Origin of the sequence: Streptomyces sp. NPDC048514, from assembly GCF_043199955.1 — a bacterium.
In the GTDB taxonomy this organism is placed as follows: Bacteria; Actinomycetota; Actinomycetes; order Streptomycetales; family Streptomycetaceae; genus Streptomyces.
The window spans coordinates 1-24,681 of record NZ_JBICWT010000020.1; the positions used below are offsets into that span (position 1 = coordinate 1).

14 protein-coding genes are annotated in these 24,681 nt (G+C 72.6%); 13 read left to right on the forward strand and 1 reads right to left on the reverse strand.

The window, feature by feature from the left end:
* The first annotated feature begins 116 nt into the window (after positions 1 to 116).
* The 12 genes from ACGFT2_RS33840 (at position 117) to ACGFT2_RS33895 (ending at position 19,841) form a co-directional block, all read left to right on the forward strand.
* Positions 117 to 3,734, forward strand: coding sequence for a type I polyketide synthase (locus ACGFT2_RS33840; protein WP_393286127.1), 3,618 nt, complete (start codon positions 117 to 119; stop codon positions 3,732 to 3,734).
* A 72-nt stretch (positions 3,735 to 3,806) separates the two neighbouring features.
* Positions 3,807 to 4,586, forward strand: a complete 780-nt coding sequence (locus ACGFT2_RS33845; RefSeq protein ID WP_393286131.1) for a thioesterase II family protein — start codon at positions 3,807 to 3,809, stop codon at positions 4,584 to 4,586.
* A 102-nt stretch (positions 4,587 to 4,688) separates the two neighbouring features.
* Positions 4,689 to 5,939: an activator-dependent family glycosyltransferase gene (locus ACGFT2_RS33850; protein WP_393286133.1), complete on the forward strand. Its 1,251-nt coding sequence runs from the start codon at positions 4,689 to 4,691 to the stop codon at positions 5,937 to 5,939.
* Positions 5,936 to 6,538, forward strand: coding sequence for a dTDP-4-dehydrorhamnose 3,5-epimerase family protein (locus tag ACGFT2_RS33855; RefSeq protein ID WP_393286136.1), 603 nt, complete (start codon positions 5,936 to 5,938; stop codon positions 6,536 to 6,538). The genes ACGFT2_RS33850 and ACGFT2_RS33855 overlap by 4 nt, the downstream gene beginning before the upstream one ends.
* A gap of 116 nt (positions 6,539 to 6,654) precedes the next feature.
* Positions 6,655 to 7,563 (forward strand): ABC transporter ATP-binding protein, encoded by a 909-nt coding sequence (locus ACGFT2_RS33860; protein WP_393286138.1) that lies wholly within the window; start codon positions 6,655 to 6,657, stop codon positions 7,561 to 7,563.
* Positions 7,564 to 7,704: 141 nt separating this feature from the next.
* The gene (locus ACGFT2_RS33865) at positions 7,705 to 8,442 is read left to right on the forward strand and encodes an ABC transporter permease (RefSeq protein WP_393286141.1); all 738 of its coding nucleotides are present in this window, start codon (positions 7,705 to 7,707) and stop codon (positions 8,440 to 8,442) included.
* Between the two features lie 174 nt (positions 8,443 to 8,616).
* On the forward strand, positions 8,617 to 9,564 hold the full coding sequence (locus tag ACGFT2_RS33870; protein ID WP_393286144.1) for an NAD-dependent epimerase/dehydratase family protein: 948 nt from the start codon (positions 8,617 to 8,619) through the stop codon (positions 9,562 to 9,564).
* 12 nt (positions 9,565 to 9,576) lie between these two features.
* Complete coding sequence (locus ACGFT2_RS33875) at positions 9,577 to 10,563, forward strand: aldo/keto reductase (RefSeq protein WP_393286147.1); 987 nt, start codon at positions 9,577 to 9,579, stop codon at positions 10,561 to 10,563.
* Positions 10,557 to 11,921, forward strand: a complete 1,365-nt coding sequence (locus ACGFT2_RS33880; RefSeq protein ID WP_393286164.1) for an NDP-hexose 2,3-dehydratase family protein — start codon at positions 10,557 to 10,559, stop codon at positions 11,919 to 11,921. The genes ACGFT2_RS33875 and ACGFT2_RS33880 overlap by 7 nt, the downstream gene beginning before the upstream one ends.
* 447 nt (positions 11,922 to 12,368) lie before the next feature.
* Positions 12,369 to 12,800 carry a GNAT family N-acetyltransferase gene (locus ACGFT2_RS33885; protein ID WP_393286150.1) on the forward strand — a complete coding sequence of 144 codons (432 nt, stop codon included), beginning with the start codon at positions 12,369 to 12,371 and terminating at the stop codon, positions 12,798 to 12,800.
* Between the two features lie 1,011 nt (positions 12,801 to 13,811).
* The gene (locus ACGFT2_RS33890; protein WP_393286153.1) at positions 13,812 to 16,433 is read left to right on the forward strand and encodes a LuxR C-terminal-related transcriptional regulator; all 2,622 of its coding nucleotides are present in this window, start codon (positions 13,812 to 13,814) and stop codon (positions 16,431 to 16,433) included.
* Between the two features lie 114 nt (positions 16,434 to 16,547).
* The gene (locus ACGFT2_RS33895; protein WP_393286155.1) at positions 16,548 to 19,841 is read left to right on the forward strand and encodes an AAA family ATPase; all 3,294 of its coding nucleotides are present in this window, start codon (positions 16,548 to 16,550) and stop codon (positions 19,839 to 19,841) included.
* A gap of 183 nt (positions 19,842 to 20,024) precedes the next feature.
* On the opposite strand, the gene ACGFT2_RS33900 is transcribed toward ACGFT2_RS33895, so the two are convergent.
* Positions 20,025 to 22,937, reverse strand: coding sequence for a LuxR C-terminal-related transcriptional regulator (locus tag ACGFT2_RS33900; protein ID WP_393286158.1), 2,913 nt, complete (start codon positions 22,935 to 22,937; stop codon positions 20,025 to 20,027).
* A gap of 443 nt (positions 22,938 to 23,380) precedes the next feature.
* On the opposite strand from ACGFT2_RS33900, the gene ACGFT2_RS33905 reads away from it, so the two are divergent.
* A partial coding sequence (locus tag ACGFT2_RS33905; RefSeq protein WP_393286161.1) for a condensation domain-containing protein occupies positions 23,381 to 24,681 on the forward strand: 1,301 nt, incomplete at its 3' end.

Sequence of the window (24,681 nt, forward strand, 5' to 3'; positions counted from 1 at the left end):
GTCCGGCTGGTGTGTTGTCGGGGATGGGCCGGTCGTGTGAGGTGGAGGGGGAGTTCGTTCCCGTTCTGCGTAAGGGGCGGTCGGAGGAGGAGTCGGTCGTTGCGGCGTTGGGCCGGATGCACACGCTGGGTGTGGAGGTGGATTGGGGGGCGTTCTTCGCCGGTCGTGGGGCTCGTCGGGTGGATCTGCCGACGTACGCGTTCCAGCGTGAGCGTTATTGGCTGGAGGCGCCGGCCGGTGTGGGTGATGTGAGGTCGGCGGGGTTGGGTGCTGCGGGGCATCCGTTGCTGGGTGCGGCGTTGTCGCTGGCGGACAGTGATCGTCTGGTGTTGACGGGTCGGTTGTCGGTGCGGTCGCAGCCGTGGCTGGCGGATCATGCCGTGTCGGGGGTGATTCTGTTTCCGGGGACGGCTTTCCTGGAGTTGGCGGTTCAGGCGGGTGACCGGGTGGGTTGCGGCCGGGTGGAGGAGTTGACGCTGGAGGCGCCGTTGGTGCTTCCCGAGCGTGGGGGAGTGATGCTTCAGGTCACGGTCGAAGGACCGGACGACACGGGGGGCAGCCGCTCGATCACCATCCACTCCCGCCCCGAGCACACGGACGACGACCTGCCCTGGACCCGCCACGCCACCGGTGTCGTCGCCCCGGGCGCGGACGGAGGCGGATACGACCTGCAAGGCGTCTGGCCGCCGCAGGGGGCCGAACCCGTCGAGGTCGGCGACCTGTACGAGCGGTTCGCCGACGGCGGCTTCGGATACGGCCCCGCGTTCCAGGGACTTCGGCTCGTGTGGGTGACCGGCGACGAGGTGTACGCAGAGGTGCGGCTGCCCGACGAACAGCGGTCCGCCGCCGCCGCGTACGGCCTGCACCCCGCACTCCTCGACGCCGCCCTCCACGGCATCGCGCTCGGCTCGCTGCTGGAGAGCGGGGAGGGCGAGGGCAGGCTGCCGTTCTCCTGGACGGGCATGTCCCTGAAGGCCGTCGGCGCGACGGAACTGCGGGTGCGGATCGGTACCGCCGGCACCGACGCGGTGTCCGTCGCCGTCGCCGACTCCTCCGGCAGCCCGGTCGCCACCGTCGACGCCCTGGTGCTGCGAAAGGCGGCGGGGAACCGGGCCGTCGCCGGACCGGCCGGACCGGATGCACTGTTCCGGGTCGACTGGCTGTCCGTGCCCGCCCCGGAACAGCAGCCGTCGGGCGCGAGGCTCGCCCTGATCGGGGCGGACGGCGAGAAGCGGTCGAAGGCCCTGGAGGACCTCGGGTTCCTCCTGGAGTCCTACACCGACCTGGGCGCGCTCCGCGGAGCGATCGACTGGGGCAGCACGGCCCCCGGGTTGGTGCTGGTCTCCTGCCCGCCCGCGCCGGGCACCGCCGACGGGGTACGGAGTGCCACGCACCGCGCCCTGGAACTGGTCCAGGCGTGGCTCGCGGACGAGCGGTTCGCCTCGTCCCGGCTGGCGTTCGTCACCCGCCGGGCGGTGGGCACCACCACCGGCGAGGACGTGTCCGACCTGGCCGGCGCCGCCGTGTGGGGCCTGGTGCGGGCGGCGCAGTCGGAGAACCCGGACCGGATCGTCCTCGTCGACGTCGACGAGGACGAGACGTCGGACCACGCACTGGGCGCGGCCCTGCTGTCCGGCGAACCGCAGATCGCGGTGCGCGCGGGTGAGCTGGCCGTGCCACGTCTGACGCGCGTGCAGTCCGCCCCGGAGAATGCGGCCCCGGAGTGGAACCCCGGTGGCACCGTGCTGATCACCGGCATGGGACTCCTCGGCGGTCTGCTGGCCCGGCACCTCGTACGGGAGCGGGGGGTGCGCCGGCTGGTGCTCACCAGCCGGCGTGGCCTCGCCGCCGAGGGTGCGGAGGCGCTGCGGGCCGAACTGGCAGGACTCGGCGCCGAGGTCACCGTCGCCGCATGTGACGCCGCCGACCGCCGGGCGCTGGCCGCAGTGCTGACCGCGATCCCAGCGGACCACCCGCTGACGGCGGTGGTGCACACGGCGGGCGTCGTCGACGACAGCCTGGTCGACGGGCTCACCCCGGAGCGGCTGGACGCGGTGTTGCGACCCAAGGTGGACGCCGTGCTGAACCTGCACGAGCTGACCCGGGACCAGGACCTCGCCGCCTTCGTCGTCTACTCGTCGGCCGCCGGCGTCATAGGCAGTGCTGGCCAGGCGAACTACGCCGCCGCGAACGCGTTCCTCGACGCCTTCGCCTACAGCAGGCGCAGCCAGGGCCTGCCTGCGACGTCGCTCGCGTGGGGGCCATGGGACGAACTCAGCTCCATGACCGCCACGCTCGACGCCGGTGATGTTGCCCGTGCGGCCCGTGCTGGAGTGGGCGGGCTGACGACGGAGCAGGGCCTCGCGCTGTTCGAGACGGCGCTGGGCCTCGACGACCCGCTGCTGGTGCCGATCCGGATCGACACCGCCGCTCTGCGGTCCGGGGCCTCGGGGGTCGCCCTTCCTGCGGTGCTGCGCGGACTGGTACGCACCCCGGCCCGCCGCGCAGTGGCCGCGGTGGCGGGCGACGGGACGGCCCAGCCGTCCCTCGCCGGGCGCCTGGCAGCCATGTCGGACGCCGAACAGCAGTCAGTACTGGTCGAGTTGGTGCGTGTCCAGGTGGCCGCCGTGCTGGGCCACCCGGGACCGGAGGCGGTCGCCGACGACCACCAGTTCGTGGACTCGGGCTTCGACTCGCTCACCGCCGTCGAACTGCGCAATCGCCTCAACGCGGTCACCGGCCTGCGGCTGCCCGCGACGCTGGCGTTCGACCACCGCACCCCGGCCGACCTCGCGGAGCGGATGCGCCGCGAACTGGCGGACGCACCCGCCTCCACCGGCGGCCCGGCCGGCGGGGCCGCCCCCGCCCCGGTAGCGGCCGAAGGCGGTTCCGCGACGCTGAGTTCGCTCTACATGGGCGCGTTCCAGAACGGCAAATGGGGAGAGGCCTTCGACCTGCTGCGGGCCGTCGCGGCGCTGCGGCCCCAGTTCAGCTCGTCCGCCGGTCTGGACAAGGCGCCGGCACCGGTCAAGCTGGGCCGCGGCGAGGCGCCTACCCAGCTGTTCTGCCTCCCGTCCTGCCTGGCCCTCGCCGGACTGCACCAGTACGCGCGGTTCGCGTCGTCCTTCCGTGGACTCCGCGACGTGTCCGCGCTCCCGCTGCCCGGGTTCGTCGGCGGCGAAAGCCTCCCGACGACCATGGACGCCGTCGTCCGGGTGCAGGCGGAGGCGATAGCCCAGGCCGCGGACGGTGCGCCGTTCGTGCTGCTCGGCACATCGGCCGGCGGCTGGTTCGCGCAGGCCGCCGCGGGCTGCCTGGAGGCGATGGGAGTCCAGCCGTCCGGTGTGGTGCTGGTGGACACTTACGTGCCGAAGAGCAACTTCGTCAACCAGTTCGGACTCGCCCTCATGGACGGCATGTCCGAACGCGAAGGCACCTTCGTCGCGATGGACGACGACCGGCTCTCCGCCATGGGCTGGTACCTCCACATCTGCAAGGACTGGGAGCCCCGGCCGGTGTCCACACCCACCCTGCTCGTCCGGGCCGAGGAGCCGCTGGCGGGCGGCAGCACCCCGGCATCCTCCGGGGAGTGGCGCTCCTACTGGGACCTGCCGCACGACGTCGTCGACGTCCAGGGCAACCACTTCAGCGTGATGGAGGACCATGTGGCGTCGACGGCGGCCGTCGTCGAAGCATGGATCGCAGGGCTGCCTTCGCGCGGTGACGCCGGATGACCGGCCACACCGCCGTACCACCGCGTGCCACGAGGCACGACCGGTAACCAGGAAACAGGGAGACGTACGACCATGGCACCGAACCGCGACGACAGCCTGTGGCTGCGCCGCTTCCACCCCCGGCCCGACGCCAGGGTGCGACTGATCTGCTTCCCCCACGCCGGGGGATCCGCGAGCTTCTTCTTTCCCATGTCGCAGGAGATGTCATCAGGGATCGAGGTGATGGCCGTCCAGTACCCGGGGCGGCAGGACCGGCACACCGAGCAGCCCGTCGCGAGCGTCCAGGCGCTGGCTCGGGAGGTGTTCTCCGTGCTGCGGCACTGGACCGACCTGCCCCTCGCGCTCTTCGGGCACAGCATGGGCGCCAGCGTGGCCTTCGAGGTGGCGCGGCTGCTCGAGCAGGAGGCCGGCATCGAACCGGCGGCCCTTTTCGCGTCCGGCCGGAACGCCCCGTCCCAGCCCCGCAGCAACGACATCCACCGGCTCGACGACGACGGCATCGTGGCGGAGCTCCAGCGGCTCAGCGGCACCGACGCCCGCATCCTCGGCGACATGGAGCTGCTGCGCCTCGCCCTCCCCGCGATACGCAGTGACTACAAGGCGGCGGAGACCTACCGCTACCAGCCCGGACCGCCCCTCGGCTGCCCTGTCGTAGGACTCGGCGGTGACAGCGACATCCGGGTGGCGGTGGAGGACCTGGCGGCCTGGAGCGACCACACCACGGGGACGTTCGAGCTCCAGGTCTTCCCCGGCGGTCACTTCTACCTCGGCGACCAGAAGGCCGCCGTAGTCAACACCGTTTCGGACTTCCTTCTCTCCGTACGGACCACCGGCCCATCGAATTCCAGCTGAAATCCAGGGCCGCCGAATAGGGGCCGGTAGGGGTTGTCGTCCCGGCTCGCTCTCGGCTTGGCTGAACCGGCGTACCGGGACCACAGGAAAGTAGAAACACATATGCGCGTGCTGTTCGCCACCGTCTCCGAGAAATCCCACTTGTACACCATGGTCCCGCTGGCGTGGGCGTGTGCGGCAGCCGGACACGAGGTGAGGGTGGCGAGTAATCCGGTACTCACGGAGACCATCACCCGCACTGGTCTCACCGCTGTGTCCGTGGGCACCGACCACAACATCCACCAGATGTTCGCCATGCATCACGACCAGCTGGAGAACGAGATCTCCGACTGGTCGGAGCCGTTCGCGGACCGGCAGACGTGGGAGAAGGTGCTCACCAAGTACCGGATGAGCGTCCAGTTCGCCTACCAGATCTACAACGACTCCATGGTCGACGACATGGTCGCGCTGGCCCGGGACTGGCAGCCGGACCTGGTGATCTGGGACCCGCTGACGTACGCGGCGCCGGTGGCTGCCCGCGTCGTCGGCGCCGCCCACGCGCGCATGCTGTGGGCCGTCGACATCTACTCCACGATGCGTTCGGCGTTCCTGGAACTGATGGCCCAGCAGCCGGAGGACAAGCGCGAGGACCCGCTGGCCACCTGGCTGACAGGCCTGCTCACCCGCTACGGCAGCGACTTCGCCGAAGAGGTCACCACCGGCCAGTGGACCATCGACCAGATCCCGGACAGCCTCCAGCTGCCGCTGGACGTTCGGCGTGTCCCCGTGCGCTGGGTGCCCTACAACGGGCCCGCGGTGGAACCCGGGTGGGTCCGCGAGAAGCCGCAGCGGCCGCGGGTGTGCCTGACCTCGGGTGTGTCCTTCGGGGCGCTCGGCGGCTCCTTCGTACCCGTCCAGGAGATCCTGGACGCGGTCGCCGACCTCGACATCGAACTCGTCGCTGCGCTGCCCCGGGAGATGTCCGCCGGGCTGGAGCGGGTGCCGGACAACACCCGGCTGGTTGACTTCGTCCCGTTGCACACCCTGCTGCCCCACTGCTCCGCCATCCTCCACCACGGAGGATTCGGTTCCTGGGCGACCGCCCTGGTCCACGGCGTACCTCAGTTCATGGCCCCGATCCGCTTCGCCGACTGGTGGTCGAAGGCGACCGCGCTGGACGCGGCGGGTGCGGGGATCTACGTGCACGCCTCCCAGCTCACCGCGCAGGGCGTGCGCGAGGGCATCCAGCGGCTGCTGCACGAGCCGTCCTTCCAGAAGTCCGCCGACCGGCTGCGGGCCGAGGTCGAGGCCATGCCGAGCCCCGCCGAAGTCGTGCCCGTCCTGGAGAAGCTGACGGCAGAGCACCGCTCATGACCGTCCGGGAGCTGGCCATCGGCGGAGCCCATGTGTTCACGCCGGTGGTCCACCCCGACGAGCGGGGCACGTTCCGCGCGGACTACGTCGAGTCCGCCTTCGTGGCGGCGGTCGGGCACCCGCTCCGGCTGGGGCAGTACCACAACAGCGTGTCCCGCTACGGAACGGTCCGTGGGATCCACTACGCACACGTGCCACCGGGCCAGGCCAAGTACGTGACCTGCACCCGCGGTTCGCTGCTCGACGTGGTGGTGGACGTCCGGGTGGGATCCCCGACCTTCGGGCAGTGGGATTCCGTGGTGCTGGACGACCGGACCTGCCGCGGGGTGTACATCGCCGAGGGCCTCGGGCACGCGTTCATGGCGCTCGAGGACCACACCGTGGCCGCCTACCTCTGCTCCACCGAGTACAACCCTGGTGCGGAGAGCGAGATCGACCCCTTCGACCCCGCACTCGCGCTGCCCTGGCCGGACGGCGTGCAGCCCCTGGTCTCCGGCCGGGACCGCGAGGCGCCCACCCTTGCCGAGGCCCGGCAGGCCGGCTTACTGCCCGCCCACGACGCCTGCCTGGAGCACTACGCGGCGCTGCGGCGCACCTGACCGCCCGACCGGCCCGGCCGCCCCCCGGAGGCCGGCCGGTCGCGCGGCACCCCACGCCGGACCCACACGTCCGGCGGAACCGGGGCGGAATTCGGCTGGAGCAAGACAGAGAAGGCATGCCGGTGATCGAGGTTCAGAAACTCCGGAAAACCTACGGCGACCATGTGGCCGTCGACGACGTCTCGCTTTCCGTGGAGGAAGGTGAGATCTTCGGCATTCTCGGGCCCAACGGCGCGGGCAAGACCACAACCGTGGAATGCATCGAGGGCCTGCGCGGATACGACGGGGGCAGCATCTCCGTCATGGGACTCGACCCGCACCGGGACAAGGAGGAACTGCGCCAGCGCATCGGCATCCAGCTCCAGGAGAGCGAACTGCCGCCCCGGCTCAAGGTCTGGGAAGCGCTGCAGCTGTACAGCACCTTCTACCGCGAGCCTGCCGACTGGCGGAGCCTGATCGGAGAATGGGGCCTGGAGGAGAAGCGCGACAGCCGGTTCGGGCAGCTGTCCGGAGGCCAGAAGCAGCGGCTGTCCATCGCCCTCGCACTGGTCGGCAAGCCCCGGATCGCGGTGTTCGACGAGCTGACCACCGCACTCGATCCGCGAGCGCGGCGGGAGACCTGGCAGTTGGTCGAGCGGGTGCGTGCCCAGGGTGTCACCGTCCTGCTGGTCACCCACTTCATGGAGGAGGCCGAACGTCTCTGCGACCGCATCGCGGTCATCAGGGACGGACGGCTGGTGGCCCTCGACAGCCCACCGGGCCTGATCGCGGCCGCCACCGGCGAACAGCACCTGTGCTTCACGCCCTCCGCACCCCTGGACGAAGCGCTGCTGACCGCACTGCCCGAGGTCACCTCGGTGACCCGGGCCAACTCCCGCGTGACGGTGACCGGTTCGGGAGACCTGGTGTACGCGGTGGTCGTGGCCCTCGCGCGACACGACATCGTTCCCGGCGAACTGAGCCTGAAGCAGCCGACGCTCGAGGACGCGTTCGTGAAGCTCACCGGTGCGGCACCGCAGGCCTGACACCGTGCCGTGCCGCCGTACACCGTACCCAGCGTCGCCCCCGCCCCGAGGGCCGTTCCGACCCCAAGGCGACCCGCTGCCGGGCCACTCCTGTGGCGGCGCGCCGACCGAACGCGGCCGCCGGCCGCCAGGAGGACATCCATGACCGGGCGTTCCCAGCTCACCCTCGTCGAGACCAAGCTCTTCCTCCGCGACCCCACCGCGGTCTTCTTCGTGCTCGCTCTGCCGATCATGCTGCTGGGCATCTTCCACATCGTCACCGGCCACTCCGACGACACAGCCGCCCAGAAGGCGTCCATGGCGGCCTTCGTCCCGGCCATGGCGATGTCCATGTGTCTCACCATGCTGTCGCTGAACCTGCTGCCCACGACACTGGCGACCTACCGGGAGAAGGGCATCCTGCGCCGGATGGCCGCCAGCCCCGTCCACCCCGTGAACCTGCTGCTCGCCCAGCTCGTCATCAACCTGGCCACGGCGGTCGTGGCGGCGCTGCTCGTCCTGAGTGTGGGGCGGAGCGCGTTCGGCACGGCCCTGCCCGAGCAACTGCCCGCCTTCCTGCTGACCTTCGCCCTGGGCGCCTGGGCGCTGTTCTCGGTCGGTCTCGTCGTCGCCGCGGTCGCTCCGAGCAGCCGCTCGGCCACGTCGATCGGGCTGTCGCTGCTCTTCCCGAGCCTGTTCTTCGGCGGAGTGTTCCTCCCCAAGGAACAGCTCCCGGACACCGTGTCCACCATCGGCGACTACACCCCACTCGGTGCCACCCTGCAGGCCCTGCGCGACTCCTGGGAGGGCCACTGGCCGCAGACCCTGCACCTGACCGTGCTCGCCGTCATCGCCCTGCTGTGCAGTGTGCTCGCGGCCAGACTGTTCCGCTGGCAGTGACGGCCGGCCGGACGCGAGAAGCCCTCGGCGAGAGCGATGCCGGAAGCCGGCGGTGACGGCCGCCGGCGCCCACCGCCAGTGTGCGGTGGGTGCCCGCCGGCCTCTCCCCTAGAACCCGTGTCCAGCAGGGATAGGGGTTGTTGCGGAAGATCGCCACTCCTACGGTCGGCCGACATGGGCTTCTTCTCGCAGCCGTGCGCCGCAGTGATCGGCGGAACGGGATTCATCGGCCGCCATGTCTGCACCGCGTTGTCACGCAGCGGATACCGCGTCCTCGCCATCGCCCGGAACGAGCCGCGAGGAGCGCTGGACGCCGACGCGTTCGCCTCCCTCGACCTGCTGTCCGCGACCCCTGACGACGTCGCAGGCATGCTAGGACGGGCCGGAGCCCGGGTCGTCGTCAACGCGGCCACGGACAGCTGGGACGGCACCGACGAGCAGATGACACGGTCACACGTACAACTCGTCGAGACGCTGGTGCGCGCGCTGGAGAGCACGCCGCCGAGTCCGCGCCTCGTCCACCTCGGCTCGGTGCACGAGTACGGTGAGCTGCCGTCCGGAGTGTCCGTCACCGAGGACCACCCGCCCGCCCCCACCAGCCTCTACGGCAAGACCAAGCTGGAGGGCAGCCGGACCGTCCTGGCCGCCGCCCGCGCCGGCGGGATCGACGCCATGGTCCTGCGGATCACGAACGTGACCGGGCCCGGCGCCCCCCGTAGCAGCTTCCTGGGCAAGGCCGCCGCGCTGCTGCGGTCCGCCGGCTCCGGCGCACCCGTGTCGCTGACCGTCGCCGACGCCCGCCGCGACTTCGTCGACGTCCGCGACGTCGCCGACGCCGTCGTCCGCGCCGCGGAGTCCCCCGTCAACAGCACCACGGTGAACATCGGTCAGGGCACGGCCGTGTCCGTACGGGACATCCTCGGGCTGCTCGTCGCGGCTTCCGGAGTGCCGCCGCACCTCGTCCGGGGACAGGACGGACCGGTCCGCAGCAACGGCGCCGACTGGACACGCGCCGACATCGGCAGAGCGGGCGACGTGCTGGGCTGGACGCCCAGGGTCCCCCTCGCGCAATCGATCGCCGACCAGTGGGCGGCCGAGGCCGTAGAGAACCAGTACCGGTAAAGGAAACCGCAGATGGAGTACACCTACCTCGGCCGCACCGCGCTCCAGGTGAGCCGGCTGTGCCTGGGCACGCTGAACCTCGGGGTCCGGGCCACCAAGGACGAGAGCTTCGAGATCCTGGACCGCGGCCTCGACCGCGGCGTCAACTTCCTCGACACCGCCAACCAGTACGGCTGGCAGGTCCACAAGGGCTACACCGAGGAACTGCTCGGCGCATGGTTCGCCCAGGGCGGTGGCCGCCGCGACCAGGTCGTGCTCGGCACCAAGGTCTTCAACCCGATGAGCGACCGGCCCAACGACGGCGGACTGTCGGCCCGGCACATCATCGCCTCCTGCGAGGCGTCGCTGCGCCGGCTGCGAACCGACTGGATCGACCTCTTCCAGATGCACCACATCGACCGCCACGCCCCGTGGGAGGAGGTGTGGCAGGCCATGGAGATGCTCACCCAGCAGGGCAAGGTGCGGTACGTGGGCTCCTCCAACTTCGCCGGCTGGCACATAGCTGAGGCCCAGGAAGCCGCCTCACGCCGCAACTTCCTCGGCATCGTCTCCGAGCAGTCCGTCTACAACATGGTGACCCGCCACGTGGAGCTGGAACTCATCCCGGCCGCCGAGCGGTACGGGGTCGCCGTACTTGCCTGGTCGCCGCTGCACGGCGGACTGCTCAGCGGCGCGCTGCGCAAGCTGGGGGAGGGCACCGCCGTCAAGACCGCGCAGGGGAGGGCGATGCAGGCGCTGGAGCGGCACCGCGACGCGGTCGCCGACTACGAGGAGCTGTGCGCCGGCATCGGCGCCGACCCTGCCGAGGTCGGCCTGGCCTGGGTCATGTCCCGGCCCGGCATCACCGCCCCGGTCATCGGACCGCGCAGCATCGATCAGCTGGACAGCGCACTCCGCGCCATGGACCTGAAGCTCACGGACGACCTGCTGGCCGGGATCGACAGGCTGTTCCCGCCGATCGGCAACGGCGGCCCGGGCCCCGAGGCGTGGGCCTGGTGACCGGGCTCGCGACGCGTCTCGCACGCTCCGCGCACGCGGCGGACAGCCCCACGGTCACACTCCCGGACTTCCACGACTGGCTGGAGGAACGCCGCCGAGCGGACGACTCGCTGATCGAGCGCATCACCTTCGCCGACATGCGCGGCTGGGGCTTCCAGCCGGGGACGGGCAATCTCGTCCACGACAGCGGAGGGTTCTTCAGCGTGGAGGGACTGGACGTACGGCTGCCGGGCCGCGCGGTCGAGTCGTGGACGCAGCCGGTCCTCCACCAGCCGGAGATCGGCATCCTCGGCATCATCGCCAAGGAGTTCGACGGTGTCCTGCACTTCCTGATGCAGGCCAAGATGGAGCCCGGCAACTGCAACGGACTTCAGCTCTCACCGACCGTACAGGCCACCCGCAGCAACTACACACGGGTCCACAGGGGTGCGGCGGTCCCCTACGTCGAGTACTTCCGGCAGCTCGGTCGGCACCGGACCCTCGCGGACGTGCGACAGTCCGAACAGGGCTGCTGGTTCTACCGCAAGCGCAACCGCAACATCGTGATCGAGGTGCACGAGGACATCGACGTCCTCGACGGGTTCCACTGGCTGACCCTCGGACAACTGCACCGACTGCTTCTCGTCGACGACCTGGTGAACATGGATTCCCGCAGCGTCCTCGCCTGCCTGCCGTTCCCGTTCCGGGGGGCACGCCCGGACGGAGCCGTCGGAACGGACGTGCTCAGCTGGATCACCGAGGCCCGTACCCGGCACGACCCCTGTGCCGGGCGCATCGCGCTGGACGACGTCGGCCGGTGGCACCGCACGGAGGAACGCATCTCCCACGAGAGCGGCCGGTTCTTCAGCGTCATCGCCGTGGACGTCCAGGCCGGCGGCCGGGAGGTCCGCGGCTGGACGCAGCCCATGATCGAACCGCACGGCACCGGCCTGTCGGCGCTCGTGACCCGGCGCGTCGACGGCATCCTGCAAGCGCTCGTGCACGCGCGCGTGGAGCCCGGGTTCACCGATGTCCTGGAACTGGCCCCCACGGTGCAGTGCACGCCCGACAACTACGCCCAGCTGCCTGCGGCGGCCAGGCCCCGGCTGCTCGAGGAGGTGACCGGGGCGTCACGGGAACGGGTGCTGTTCGACGCGGTGCTGTCGGAGGAAGGCGGCCGCTTCCACCACGCCAGGAACCGATACCTCGTCCTCGACGCGGGGCCGGACCTCGTCGATGCGGACCCCGGCCCCGACCACCGCTGGGTGCCCCTGCCGGACCTGATCGGACTGATCCGGCACAGCAACTACCTCAACATCGAGGCGCGCACCCTCCTCGCCTGCCTGCAGGGCGTCGAGGCCCGGACGTCGCCCCTGTAGCGTCTTCCACCGGCACGAGCGCGTGAGCCGGGCCGTACCGCCGCCGCGCCGGCCGAGGGCTTTTGGAGTGACGCATACTCATGCGGGAGCGGGCGGCCCGGGGTTTGATGGATGCACCGGGTACGGTCACCCGGCACCTGGGATGTGTCGTCCGGATGCGGGAGACATTCACGGCGTGCTTCCCGGGGGGAATACCGCTTCGTCCGGTATTCCCGAGGTGTTGCCGTCCTCCGCCCCCTATCACGGAGGACAGCAACACCTTTTCTCATGACCCTCCCGCGATGCCGGCCACCGCCGGCCGGCCGTGAAACGCGCCAGCGGCCAAGCCGCTCGGACCGCCCCGGACGGCGGCGAAGCCGCTCGGACCGCCGGACGGCGGCGAGGCCGAGGAGAACGGGCCGCGGTCCGGCCTGGCTCCGGGGTGTCCTGGTCTGCTTGTATGCGGCCATGACCACTGCTCTTCCAGCCGGCTACGACATATCCACCGACCCGGCTCGTCTCGACCGTGCAGTCATACACCAGTGGCTCTCCGAGGACTCCTACTGGGCGCTGGGCCGGTCCCGCGAGAAGCAGGACGCCGCTGTCGCCAACTCGCTGAACTTCGGGGTCTACGACAGGGCCACCGGCGTTCAGCTCGGTTACGCCCGTGTGGTCACTGATCAGGCCACGTTCGCGTGGCTGTGCGACGTCTACATCGAGCGCGGCAGCCGTGGGAACGGCCTGGGGCATGCTCTGGTCGCCGCAGTCTGCGAGCATCTCGAGCCCTATGGACTACGCCGGGTGCTGCTGGCCACCGCGGACGCGCACGCGGTCTATGCCAAGGCGGGCTTCGCATCCCTCGAGAAGCCCGGGAAGTGGATGACGCTCGGCGCACAGTAGAGGCCGGAGCCGGTGCTGCCCGTCTGGCGTCGCGTGTCCGGGGAGGCGGCCGGCCCCGGGGCGAGCCGAAGCCGCCGGACTGCGGGCTTTCGGGACACCGGGCCGCCGCGGAGCGGACGAGTCATGGCGCGGAGCAGCCGGAGGAGCGGCGAACCACACCCGAGTAACGCTATGCAAGCCGAGTTGAGTAGTGACTACCCCTGGTCGTCGGAGAGCCGGCTACCGAGACTGTCCAGGACCGATGATCGATCACGCGCTCATGGCGCGGTGAACCGGGGGAGGTTCGGATGGTTGTGATCGCGGCCGGGTACCGCCACGCACGTACAGACCGGGCAATGCCAGATGCAGCCGCCGGCCGCGAGCCAAGGGCTCCCCGCGGCCGGGGCCGGCCCGGGACCCGGGCCCACTGAGCGGGAACCGATCACCGGGCCCGGCACCTCCTTCGGGGCGGCTCGGACCAGGGACCGACACCGGCTCGGCCAAGGACCCGAGGACCGACACAGGCTCGGCCAAGGGCGACAGCGATGTCCGCTGAGGGCCGTTACCGAGTCCGGTCAGGGCCGTTACCGGGCCCGATGAGGGCCGATGCCGGTTTCGGTCGAGTCGGCACCGGTATCGGTCGAGGGGCCGGCACCGGTATCGGTCGCGGAGTCGACGCCGGTTCTCGGCTCGGTGCCGGTTCCCGTCCTCGGATCCGGGCCCCGGGCCGCTGACCCCGGCCAACGCCCCGACCCCGCGCGGGTTCCCGGCACGGCCGTGGCGGCCGGGCCGGAGCCGATCCGCCTGCGAACGCGCCCCCTCCGCGCCCTGCCTCCCCGCGCCCCCCACTCCACGTCCCGCTCCCACACGCCCGGCATTCCCTTCCACACGTCCCGCTCCCGCACGTCCCCGCCCACCGGCGCGACCGACGTTCCGCCGCCACCCCCACCCGTACGACCGACACGTCACCCCCCACCCGCACGCCCGTACCGTCCGGCCGGCACCGGTCGGTAGCAATTCGAAGAGGAAGTCATGAAGCCTCTCCTGCATTCCCCCCACCCGGCCTCACCCGCTCACGAGCCGCGGCTGACCACCGCACTCCCGTTCGTCGGCCGGGTCGGGGAACTGGAGCAGATCCGTCGCGTCCTGACCGCCGAGCGTGGCGCCCGCGGCGTTCTCGTCGCCGGCCCGGCCGGAATCGGCAAGACACGGCTGCTCCACGAGGCCCAGGCCATGGCGTCCCACCGGCGCCTCATCCGCCTGCACGGCCGTACGGACGTCACCGGGCCCAGGCCGTCGGACGGCGTCCTCACCCCCAGTTCCACGGCACGAGCGCTGGCCGACCTGACCCGTACCCCCGGACGCGGCCGGCCCGGACCCTGGCTGCTGAGCGTGGACGACGCCGATCTGCTGGATCCGCGCCTGCTCCCGCTCCTCGACGAGGCCGCCTGGCAACCGGACGTGAAGCTGGTGGTCTCCGTCACCAGCGACGGCAGGGCGCTGCCCTCGGGTATCCGGGCGCTGTGGAGCGACAGTGCGCTGATACGCATGGACCTCCAGCCGCTCGATGCCGCGGACGTCAAACGGCTGACGGACTCGCTGCTCAGCGGCGGGCTCGGCCAGACCAGCGCGGCCCGGCTGGCCCAGATGTGCGAGGGCAATCCCCGACTGCTGCTGGAAGTCGCCCGCGCGGCCGTCGAACACCGCATGCTGACGCACGACGACGGCTGCTGGCACTTCACCGACGAGCGGCTGCCCCTGCCCGCCTCCGTACTGGAGATGATCGATCCGGAACTGCGCGGACTCGCCAAGGAGGACCGGGAAGTCATGGAGCTGGTGGCCCTCGCGGGCGAGCCGCGGCTCACCTCGGTCGAGCGGTTCTGCGAGGGACACCGGCTGGAACGGCTGGAGCAGCGCGCGCTTCTCCGGATCATCGACACCGTCGAGGATCCCGCCCGGCCGCGCGTGCGGATCGCCCACCCGCTGATGCGCTACGCCCTGAGCTGTGGACTGCCGACGCTGCGCCGGCGACGCCTGCTCGGGCACTGGCTGACCGCCCACGGAACGGCCGACCTCATCGAGCACGACGACTGCCTGCGGCTGGCCGAATGGCATCTGGACGCGCTCGAGACACCGCCGCGCGACCTGCTGGACCGGGCCGTCGAACAGAGCCTTCGCGAACAGGCCCTGCCCAGCGCCCTCCGCCTCACCCGGGCCGCATGGCAGCACTACCCGGACGAGGCGACGGCCGACCTGCACGCGCGGGCGCTGACCGCAGCCGCCGACTTCACCGGGCTGACCGCGTTCATCACCGCCGTACGCGGCCGGGGCCCCGCGCACGCCGGTGCCCTGCGGGAGGCCGAGACACGCGGTCTGCTGCTCCAGGCCCGCTACGCGGAACTCGACGCCCTGCTGCCGGCGCTGCCCGAGGGGGAACAGGCCTACTACCGCATGGTCGCCCTCTACTTCCGGGGCAGGTTCGCCCGAGCGCACACGGAGGCCAAGGCCCTGCGACGCCACGGGCCGGAGGCCCACGCCCTGGAGGCCGGGCTCATCATGATGGGGTCACTGTGCCACCTGGGACTCCCCGAGCAGGCCCTGTCCCTGTACGGCACCCTGCGCGCGGAGCTGGACCGGACACCCGGCGGCCCGATGCGTTTCCACGCCGACTCCCTGGAGGAGCTGCACGCCTCCGCCCTCCACTACTGTGGCCGGTTCGACGAGGCCGAGGGCATCTACTGGCGCGAGTACACCGAGGCGCTGGAGAAGCATCATGTCCGGGTCGACGCCCAGCGGGGCCTGGCCCTCGGCCATCTGCTGCACGACCGGGGCATCATCGAGGGAGCACTGAAGTGCGCCACCTTCACGTCGAGTTACCGGGTGGGCTGGCGGCAGTGGCAGGTGAAGGCAGGCATCCACGCCGCGCTGGCCGCCGGCGCGCTGCCGGCGGACCGGCGGCCGGCCGCGCCGCTGCCCGAGGACCTGACCATGGAGGAGGCCGGTCACTGCGCCATGTTCCTCGCCGTGGTGCGAGCCCGGCGACACCACGAACAGGGGGAGACGCAGGCGGCCGCCCGAGCCCTGCACGACGCCGTCACGTCGGCGATGGGCGACGGGGCGCACGCCGACGCCGCGATCGGCCTGCACGAATGCGCCCGGCTGTCCCTGCCCGTGCCGGCGACGCCCCCCCTGCATCTGGAGGGTGCCTTCCTGCGGGCCCGTGCCGACTACGCCCGGGCGTACGAGGCGCGCGACCCCAAGCGGATGGGCACGGTGGCCCGGACGTTCGCCGACCTGGGCGCACTCCTGTTCGCCGCCGAGGCGTACGCCGAGCAGGCACGGTTCCACCAGCGCTGCGGGGGAGAGAAGGCGGCCACCGCGGCAACGGCCCAGGCCCGGGAACTGCTGCGCCGGTGCGGACCGGTGGAGACACCACCGCTGCGCTTCCTGGGCCGGTCGGCGCCGCTCTCGGACCGGGAGCAGACCATCGCAGGGCTCGCCGCCCGAGGCCTGCAGGACAAGGAGATAGCCGACCGGCTGTGTCTGTCCGTGCGCACGATCGGCAACACCCTGCACCGCGTCTACCGGAAGATCGGCGCCGCGAACCGGCGCGAACTGCAGACGCTCATGCCGCCGTCCACCGATCCGGCGTGACCGGGCGGGTGGCTGGGTGACCGTGCGGCATTGCCCTATCCTCGGGCAGGGGCGCTCCGGGGCCCGGGACGGCCACCACCGGATGCGACGACGTCACCGAGGTGCGGGAAGACGATGAGCGGGACCGACGACGGCGAACGTGCCGCCCGCCGCCCCTGGCCGCTGCTCGACCGTGACCGCGAGTTCGCCGAGGCGAACCGTGCCCTTCAGGATCCGCGTTACACGGGCGTCCTCGTGACCGGGCCGTTCGGGACCGGACGCAGCAGGCTGGCACGGGAGTGCTGGCAGGAGGCGGGGCGCCGGGGGCATCCCCTGCTGCGCGTCTCCGCCACCCCCGCCGCTTCCTCGGTGCCGCTGGGCGCATTGGCGCCGGTGCTGCGACGAGCCCCGGACGGCACGCATCGCCTGGTGTGGGGCACACCAGGCGGCACGGAAGGCGCGTACACCCCGGTGGACGCGTCCCGTCGCCCCGCGGTGGACGGGAACGGCCTGTACGTGCCCCGTCGCCCGGCGGAAGGCGGGCACGGTCCGCCGGACGGACCTCATCGCCCGGCGGAAGGCGGGCACGGTTCGGCCGCCGGACCTCATCGGCCGGCGGAAGGCCACGACGGCCCGGCGGACGGATCGCACCACCCCCTCGACGGCGCCCGCGCCCGGCCGCACGCCGAGCGGGACACCCGCCGTCCGCGACCCGTACTGTTCCTGGACGACGCGCACCATCTGGACGACGCCTCCGCCCGGATGCTCGCGGCGCTGATGAGCAGCGGCCGCGTCTCGGTCGTGGCCACCACGGACCCGGACACGTCCCTGCCCTGGCGGGACCACGCAAGGGTCCCGCTGTTCGCCGTGCAGCTGCGCACACTGTCGCTGCCGGTGTTCGAACGGCTGCTGAGGTGTGCGCTGGGCGGCCCGGTGGAGCGCCGCACCGTCCGGCTGCTGTTCCAGGCCGTCGGGGGGCGGCCGCGTGAGCTGGAGGAGATCCTCGACGACGCGTTGTCCCGCGGCGTGCTGGTCTTGGAGCGCACGATGTGGCGGCTGGCCGGGCCGCTCACGGTGACGCCGAGACTGCGCGCCCTGGTCGAGAGCCAGGCACGTCGGCTGCACCCCGCGCACGTGCGGTACCTCGAACGCGTGGCGGTCTGCGGCCGCCTCGTTCTGGACGAGGAGCGGCGGCCGGACGCCGAGCGACTCGCCCGTGCGGGCTGGGTACGCCTCGTGACCGACGGACCGCACACCCACGTGGAGCCGTGCGGCTCCCTGCACCGCGAGGTGCTCCGTGCCTCCCTCCCCTCGCAGCGGATCCGCCGGGTCCTGCGGGAGGAGGTGGAGGCGGCCCGGCACCGGGGACCGGACCCGGCCCTCCTGCTCGACGTCGTACGCCGGCGTCTCGACGCCGGTGAGCCGCTCGCCCCCGACGACCTGGAGCGGGCCGTCACCCTGGCCCGGCACGCGCCGGACCATCCCACCGCCCTGCGGCTGGCCCGGGAACTGCTCCGCCTGCGGTCCCACCCCCATGCTCCGGATGCGCCGGGATCCCACCCTCACCCGCTGCTGACCGTCGCCGAACAGCTGTGGGAGACCGGCCGCCCCCAGGAGGCCGACGCCGCACTGCGGCGGGCCCTGGCGGACTCCACCCGGCCCCTCGACCGTGCCGCGGCCGCCGTGCTGCGGGCGCACCACCTCGCATTCTGGGAGCTGCGGGGCGAGGAGGCGCTGTCGGTCCTCGCCGAGGCCCGGCACGCCTACGCCGACCGCCGCCACGCACCCGGCACCCACGCACCCGGCACCCACGCACCCGGCACCCATGCTCCCGCCGGACACGCCCACGCCGAGGGCCCGCACGCGGACGCCGGACACGTCCACGCCGAGGGCCCGCACGCCGACGCCGGACACGCCCACGACGACGGTCCGCGTCCCGGCGCCGGGCATGCCCACGACGACGGTCCGCGTCCCGGCGCCGGGCATGCCCACGCAGCCCGCCCTCACGCACAGGGCACCCACGCCGCCGACGCCGGGCATGCCCAGGCCGACCGCCCCCGGCACGCCCACGCCGAGGGCCCGCACGCCGACGCCGGGCATGCCCACGCGGACCGCCCCCTCGCCGACGGTCCCGCGACGGCGATCCTGGACGCCGGCGAGGCCGCGCTGTGGAGCCTGCTGGGCGACCTGCACGATGCCCGGCGCCCCGGGGCGACGTGCGCGCCGACCGCAGCCGGCACCTGCCCCGAACCGGCCCGCGCGCCGCAGATCCACGCCCTGGTCGAGTCCGGCAGGACGGGGGAGGCGGCGGACCTCGCGCGCCGCACCCGCACGGCGCGGCCGGCCTCCGGTGCCGTGACCCTGGCGCACCCGGCCCTGCTGATCGGCGCCGAGGCGTACGCCCTGGCCGAGTCGGGTGCACTCGCAGCGGCCGGGGAGCTGGCCGAGCATGGCTACGACCTGGCCGTGGACGCCGGTTCGGCCAGAACCCAGGTCTGGCTGGCGGCGAATCTGGGCTGGATCCACTACCTGCGGGGACGCCTCGACGACTCACACGTCTGGTACGCCGGCGCGCTCACCCACGCCCGGGAGACGGGACTGCGGGCCGGCGCGTGGGCGGCGATGTGCGGACTGTCCCTGGTCGCAGCCGTCCGCGCCGACGTGGGCGATGCCGAGCACTGGCTCGACCGGGCCCGGGCACTGGGCTCCGGCGGATGCAGACGGGCGGAGGCCGACCTCGCCGAGGTCTGGCTCGCGGCCTCCACGGGCCGGATCGTCGAGGCCCGGGACCGGTTGCGGCGGGCCGTCGAGGACGCCGACGGCCGCGGCATGCGAACCACGCAGTCACACCTGTGGTGCGACATCGCCCGGCTCGGGGGTGCCGGGGAGGCGGTCGCCCCCCTGTCGCGGATCGCGGCCTCCTCCGACAGCGCGCTCGTCGCCGCCCGCGCCGAGTTCGCGCGCACGACGGCCTCCGGCGACCCGGGAGCGATGGAGACGTGCGCCGCCCGACTCGAGCGCCTGGGAGCCGAACTGCTCGCCGCGGAGGCCTGGAACGCCGCCGCGACGGCGCGCACCCGCACCCGTGCCCGGTACGCGGTACGCGAGCACGCCGCCCACGAGGCGCGACGGCAGGTGACGCGGCTGACGGGCCCCGACGCCCCGGCTCGCACCTTCGGCCTGGTGGCACCCGAGGCGCGGTGCGTGCTGACGGGGCGCGAACTGCAGGTCGCGCTGGCCGTGGCGAGCGGCCTCCCCCGGGAGGAGACGGCCCGCCGGCTGTCCCTGGCGGACCGCACCGTCGTCAACCACCTCCAGAGCGTCCGCTCGAAACTCGGGGTCCGGGACATCGGCGGAATCCGCTCCGCGTTGCACCCGCTGGGCGCGCGCGGGGTGCCGGGCGACCCGCTCGGTGGCGCCGGCGGGTGAGCTGAATGGCTGTTCTTCGCCGCTCGGTGGCGCCGGTGGGTGAGCTGAGTGGCTGTTCTTCGTGGCTGTTCTTCGCCGGCCGGTGGGGTGAATCGGTGAGCTGAGTGGCTGCCCTGCGCTCGCCGGTGACGGTGGCGGGTGGGACGAGTGGCCGGCTGCTGTCCGCTCGCCTCGTGGTGTCGCTCAGTGGACCGGGCGGCCGGCCCCCGCCCGCCCGTCCGGCGCGCGGCCGGAGGACCAGTCGGCCGTGGCGAGGTCGCGCCGCGAGGACACGCCGAGCTTGGCGAAGGCCCGGTGCAGGTGGTTGTCCACCGTACGCACCGACAGCACCAGCCGTGCCGCGATCTCCTGGCTGGTCAGCCCCTCCGCTGCCAGACGCACCACCTCCCGCTCGCGGCGCGTCAGCGGTCGCAGCTCGGCCGGCCGCGGGGACGGCGCGACGAGACGGTCGGTCCCGCAGCGGTCGAGCAGGCGCCGGGACAGTACGGCGGCGTAGGCGGCCGCCCTCGTCTCGCCCTCCCGCGAAGCGAGCAGCGAGGCCGCGCGGGCGGCCTCGGCCCCCGCCATGTCGAATCCCAGCCGCTCGCACCGCTCGGCCGTCTCACGCAGTGCATGGTGGTCGCGATCGGCGAGCCCGGCGGCGACCTCCGCCCTGACGCCGACGAGCGGACCGTCACCGGTGGCCGCCAGTTCGGCCAGCCGCCGCCGGACCCGGTCGGCCGCGCCGAGCCGTGCGGCGTCGGCCAGCAGCCAGCCTTCGTAGGCGGCCATGCCCGCCTCCCGCGCCCGGCCGGCCGCCTCGACCAGCACCCGGACCGCCTCCGGACGCGCCGGACCGGACGCGCTGAGCCAGGCGATCGCGAGCTGCCGCAGGAACAGGGTGGCCTGCTGACGCTCCACGTCGCAGCCGTCGAGAGCGGCAAGTTCCCGTTCGGCCTCCGCCGCGCGGCCGGCCTGCGCGTGCACTGCCGCCAGGCCGGCACCGGCGAAGGCGGCCGCCCGTCGCACGCCGTGGCCGCGTGCCAGGCCGAGTGCCTCGGTGAACCACTCGCGGGCGGCGGCGAGTTGCCCGAAGACCAGCTCACAGCGGCCCAGATGGGCCGCAAGCCAGATCTGTGGCGCCAGCGCCTGCGCGGCCACGGCCTGGTCGAACGCCTCCCGGCCCACCGCACGCGCCTCCTCGCCACGCCCGGCGTCGGACAGCGCCGCCACCCGGTAGATCGCCGGTCCGCTGGCATGGGACGAGGCGCACCCCGGCCGCTGCTCACGTTCGGCGGCGGTCAGCTCCTCGTGGACGGCCTGTGCGAGCCGGGCCGCCGCATCGGTCCGCCCGGCGTAGCAGAGGGCGAGTGAACGCTGCAACTGGGCCCACATGCGCAACCGGGGCACGGCGACGGCCTCCGCGTCGGCGAGCAGGCGCAGCACATCCGGGACCCGGCCGCAGTACAGCCGGTAGGCGGCCTCGTTGATCCGCAGCACGCGCTGACCGGCAGCATCCAGCCGGGCGGCGGCACGGGCGTTGACCTCCAGTGTCCGCCCCATGTCTCCCAGCCCCCAGTAGAGGTTCTGGGTGCGCTCCATGACCACGGTCACCAGGTCCTCGTCGCGCTCGGCCAGCTCCTGCGCGGTGCGCAGACACTCCTCGGCCGCCGCCCAGCCACCGGTGTGGTGATGCGCCTCGCCGAGCAAGAGCCAGACCTCCAGGACCGCGTCCGGCCGCGGGACACCGGCCAGGAGTTCGAGGACGGTGGGGTAGTCGCGGACGTGACGGGCCATGCGGGCCGCGGGCAACAGGACCTCGAGGCCGACGGGGAGGCCGGCCGCCAGCCGCCACGAGGCCAGGCGCAGGGCGTCCTCGCGCCGGCGCGCACCCAGGGCCGCGAGCCGGTCCGCCTGGTGCCGGTACAGCTCCCGACGCCGGCCGGCGTCGATGCCCCGGCGGACCACCTGCCCGAACAACGGATGGTCCAGCGCGCACACGGTACGGCGCCCGGCCACGCGCAGCCGTATCAGCCCGAGTTCCTCCAGCGCCTCGACGTCCTCCAGCACCTCGACGTCCGCCCGCGCCTCGACGTCTCCCGGCGTCTCGCCGGCCTCCCGCCGGTCGCACCTGCCGGCAAGGGCGTCCAACGGCAGCGGTCCACACAACGCCAGCAGCTCCAGCACCTGGCGGCGGCGTGCGCCGACCTCCGCGAGCCGGCCGCTTACGACAGCCGTCAGCCTCGCCGATTCCGTCAGCCGGCCGGTGAGCCGCCAGAGCCGGTCGTCATGCCGCAGCCGTCCTGAGGCGAGGGCGCCGGTGACCAGTTCGCGCAGGAGCAACGGGTTGCCGCGGGAGTGCTCCGCCAGTGTCCGCAGCGTCGCGTGCTCCACCGCGCCACCGAGGGCCGCGCGCACCACCTCGCCGGTCTGCGTGGCACCGAAGGCCGGCAGCTCCAGCCGGCGTGTGCCCGCGTCGTGGGTGAAGGAGTCCACGATGTCCGACGGCGGACCCGGGGTTCGGACCGTGCCCAGCACGAACACGGTGCCGGTACGCATCAGATGACCGAGGAGCACCGCGGACGCGTTGTCCAGCAACGGCAGATCGTCGACGCAGATCACCGCGCGCGGGGATCCTCCACCGACGGGACGCGGGGCGACACCGACGGGATGCGGGGCGAACGCGCGCACGGCGGCCTGGAACAGCGCCACCGGATCATGGACGGGTTCGCCGGGCAGCAGATGGCCCAGTGCCCCCAGGGGCAGTGCCGCGTCGGCCCGGCTGGCGGTCACCCGCTCGACACGGTGACCAGCCCGTTCCGCGTGACGCAGACACTCCTCGGCCAGCCGGGACTTGCCGACGCCGGCGGCACCGGCCAGCAACAGCGCGGAGACACGGTCGTCCGCGAGATGGGAGCGGAAGACCACCAACTCGTGCTCACGCCCGGCGAAGGGCCACCGCCGGCCCGTGCCGGCGACGAGTGCGGCTCCGGTGGCGTCACCGGGGGGTGTGCCGTCGCCGCTGTCGTGTGCGGTGCCGGCGCCGGCTTCGGTGTCTGTGCCGGAGGCAGCGGGGCGCACACCCCGGTCGCCCGCCGTCCGCTGTGGCTGGGACATCGCCTCATGCTCCCTGTCTCCCGTGACGGCGTCCGCCCCGCCGCGTGCCGGCAGGGAGCTCCGGAGGTTCCGCTCACTGGCTGAGCCACTCAACCACCCTGGGAGTAGTGAGGCAAGAGTTCGCGGCGGAAGCGAGGCGTTCCCCCGGCGGGACGGCCTCAGGGCCGCACGTGAGGCGCAGCGTGAACCCCCCTGGTGACGGACGGGTGTTCGCTGCTCACAGCGGGTGTGCGGAGCCGCGAAACGGCACCACGGAAGGTAGTGACTCCTCTACCGACGCCCACTCCCCGCGGTGATCCTTCTCGCACGGGCCAAGGTCCGGAGCGAGGGGTCCCAAGACGCCTTCCCCGACCGCCGCGGTCCATGCCACTGCCATCTGAGCCGATCCGGCGGGCAGGGCGACGTCACCAGACAGTGGCTCTGGTTCGGGGAGAGGAACTGCCGTGCAGCGACCAGGGACGAACGAGCACCGGACGACGGCTCGTGCCGAGGCCGGACTGACTCCGTCCTTCGCGCAGGAACGCATGTGGTTCCTGGACCGCCTGGCGGGCGGGCGCAGCACCGCCTACGTCTCGACACCGATGTGGTGGCTGCGCGGCCCGCTCGACCGGGCCCGGCTGGACCGCGCCCTGACACAGGTGGTGGCACGCCACGAATCACTGCGGTCCTGCTTCGCCGAACGCGACGGTTCCGCCCGGGTTTTCGTGGCCGACCGCATGGACCTCCGTATCGACTGGCGGCAGGCCGCCGATGTGGCACAGATCGACGAGGAGGCCCGAGCCGAGGCCGACAAGCCGTTCGACCTGACCCGCGGCCCACTGCTCCGGGTCGTCGTGTGGCGGCTGAGCGACACCGAGCACGTACTCCTCGCCGCCACACACCACATCGTCTCCGACGCCTGGTCGAACGGCCTGTTCGTCCGGGAACTGGGAGCACTCCACGACGGCGAACAACTCCCCGAACTGCCCATGAGCTACTCACGGTTCGCGCAGTCGCAGCGCCAGGACCTGGAGGGCGACCGGCTGACGGCGGACCTCGGCTACTGGCGGGAGCGGCTGAGCGGTCTGCCGGTGCTGGAGCTGCCCACCGACCGTCCGCGTCCGGAGCGTCCGACATCGGCCGCCGCGACGTACGACTTCACCCTGGAGCCCGAACTGGTCGCCGGGCTGGAGCGGTTGGGCCGGGAGCACGGTGCCACCCTGTACATGACCCTGCTGGCGGCGTTCCAGGTGCTGCTGGGGCAGTGGAGCGGGCAGCACGACTTCGGCATCGGCACCCCGGTGGCCGGCCGGACCCGCCCTGAGGTGGAGAACCTCATCGGCCTGTTCGTGAACACCCTCGTCGTCCGGGCCGACCTGTCGGACGACCCGACGTTCGTCGAGCTGCTCACCCGGGTCCGTGACCACACCCTCGACGCACTCGACCACCAGGACGTGCCGTACGAGCGGGTCGTCCGCGAACTGCGGCCTGAGCGACCCGACACCGACTCCCTGATCGACGCCTGGTTCGCCATGCAGAACGTCCCCGCCGCCGGCCAGGGCACCGGCTCCCTCCGGTTCACCGACTTCGACAGCGACCGGCCACGCGCCCTGTTCGCCCTCTCCCTCTTCGCCCAGCCCTGCGACGAGGGGATGTCGATGACCTTCGTCTACCGGACGGATCTGTTCGATGAGGTGTCGGTGGGTCGGTTGGTGGGTCGGTGTCGGTCGTTGTTGGGGGCGGTGGTGGCGGGTCCTGGTCGGTG

What these genes read in the sequence shown, in the direction of transcription:
- ACGFT2_RS33870 (WP_393286144.1), top strand. Translation starts at nt 8,617, where the DNA reads ATGGGCTTCTTCTCGCAGCCGTGCGCCGCAGTGATCGGCGGAACGGGA.
- ACGFT2_RS33890 (WP_393286153.1), top strand. Translation starts at nt 13,812, where the DNA reads ATGAAGCCTCTCCTGCATTCCCCCCACCCGGCCTCACCCGCTCACGAG.
- ACGFT2_RS33850 (WP_393286133.1), top strand. Translation starts at nt 4,689, where the DNA reads ATGCGCGTGCTGTTCGCCACCGTCTCCGAGAAATCCCACTTGTACACC.
- ACGFT2_RS33860 (WP_393286138.1), top strand. Translation starts at nt 6,655, where the DNA reads ATGCCGGTGATCGAGGTTCAGAAACTCCGGAAAACCTACGGCGACCAT.
- ACGFT2_RS33875 (WP_393286147.1), top strand. Translation starts at nt 9,577, where the DNA reads ATGGAGTACACCTACCTCGGCCGCACCGCGCTCCAGGTGAGCCGGCTG.
- ACGFT2_RS33845 (WP_393286131.1), top strand. Translation starts at nt 3,807, where the DNA reads ATGGCACCGAACCGCGACGACAGCCTGTGGCTGCGCCGCTTCCACCCC.
- ACGFT2_RS33840 (WP_393286127.1), top strand. Translation starts at nt 117, where the DNA reads ATGCACACGCTGGGTGTGGAGGTGGATTGGGGGGCGTTCTTCGCCGGT.
- ACGFT2_RS33895 (WP_393286155.1), top strand. Translation starts at nt 16,548, where the DNA reads ATGAGCGGGACCGACGACGGCGAACGTGCCGCCCGCCGCCCCTGGCCG.
- ACGFT2_RS33855 (WP_393286136.1), top strand. Translation starts at nt 5,936, where the DNA reads ATGACCGTCCGGGAGCTGGCCATCGGCGGAGCCCATGTGTTCACGCCG.
- ACGFT2_RS33900 (WP_393286158.1), bottom strand. Translation starts at nt 22,937, where the DNA reads ATGTCCCAGCCACAGCGGACGGCGGGCGACCGGGGTGTGCGCCCCGCT.
- ACGFT2_RS33885 (WP_393286150.1), top strand. Translation starts at nt 12,369, where the DNA reads ATGACCACTGCTCTTCCAGCCGGCTACGACATATCCACCGACCCGGCT.
- ACGFT2_RS33865 (WP_393286141.1), top strand. Translation starts at nt 7,705, where the DNA reads ATGACCGGGCGTTCCCAGCTCACCCTCGTCGAGACCAAGCTCTTCCTC.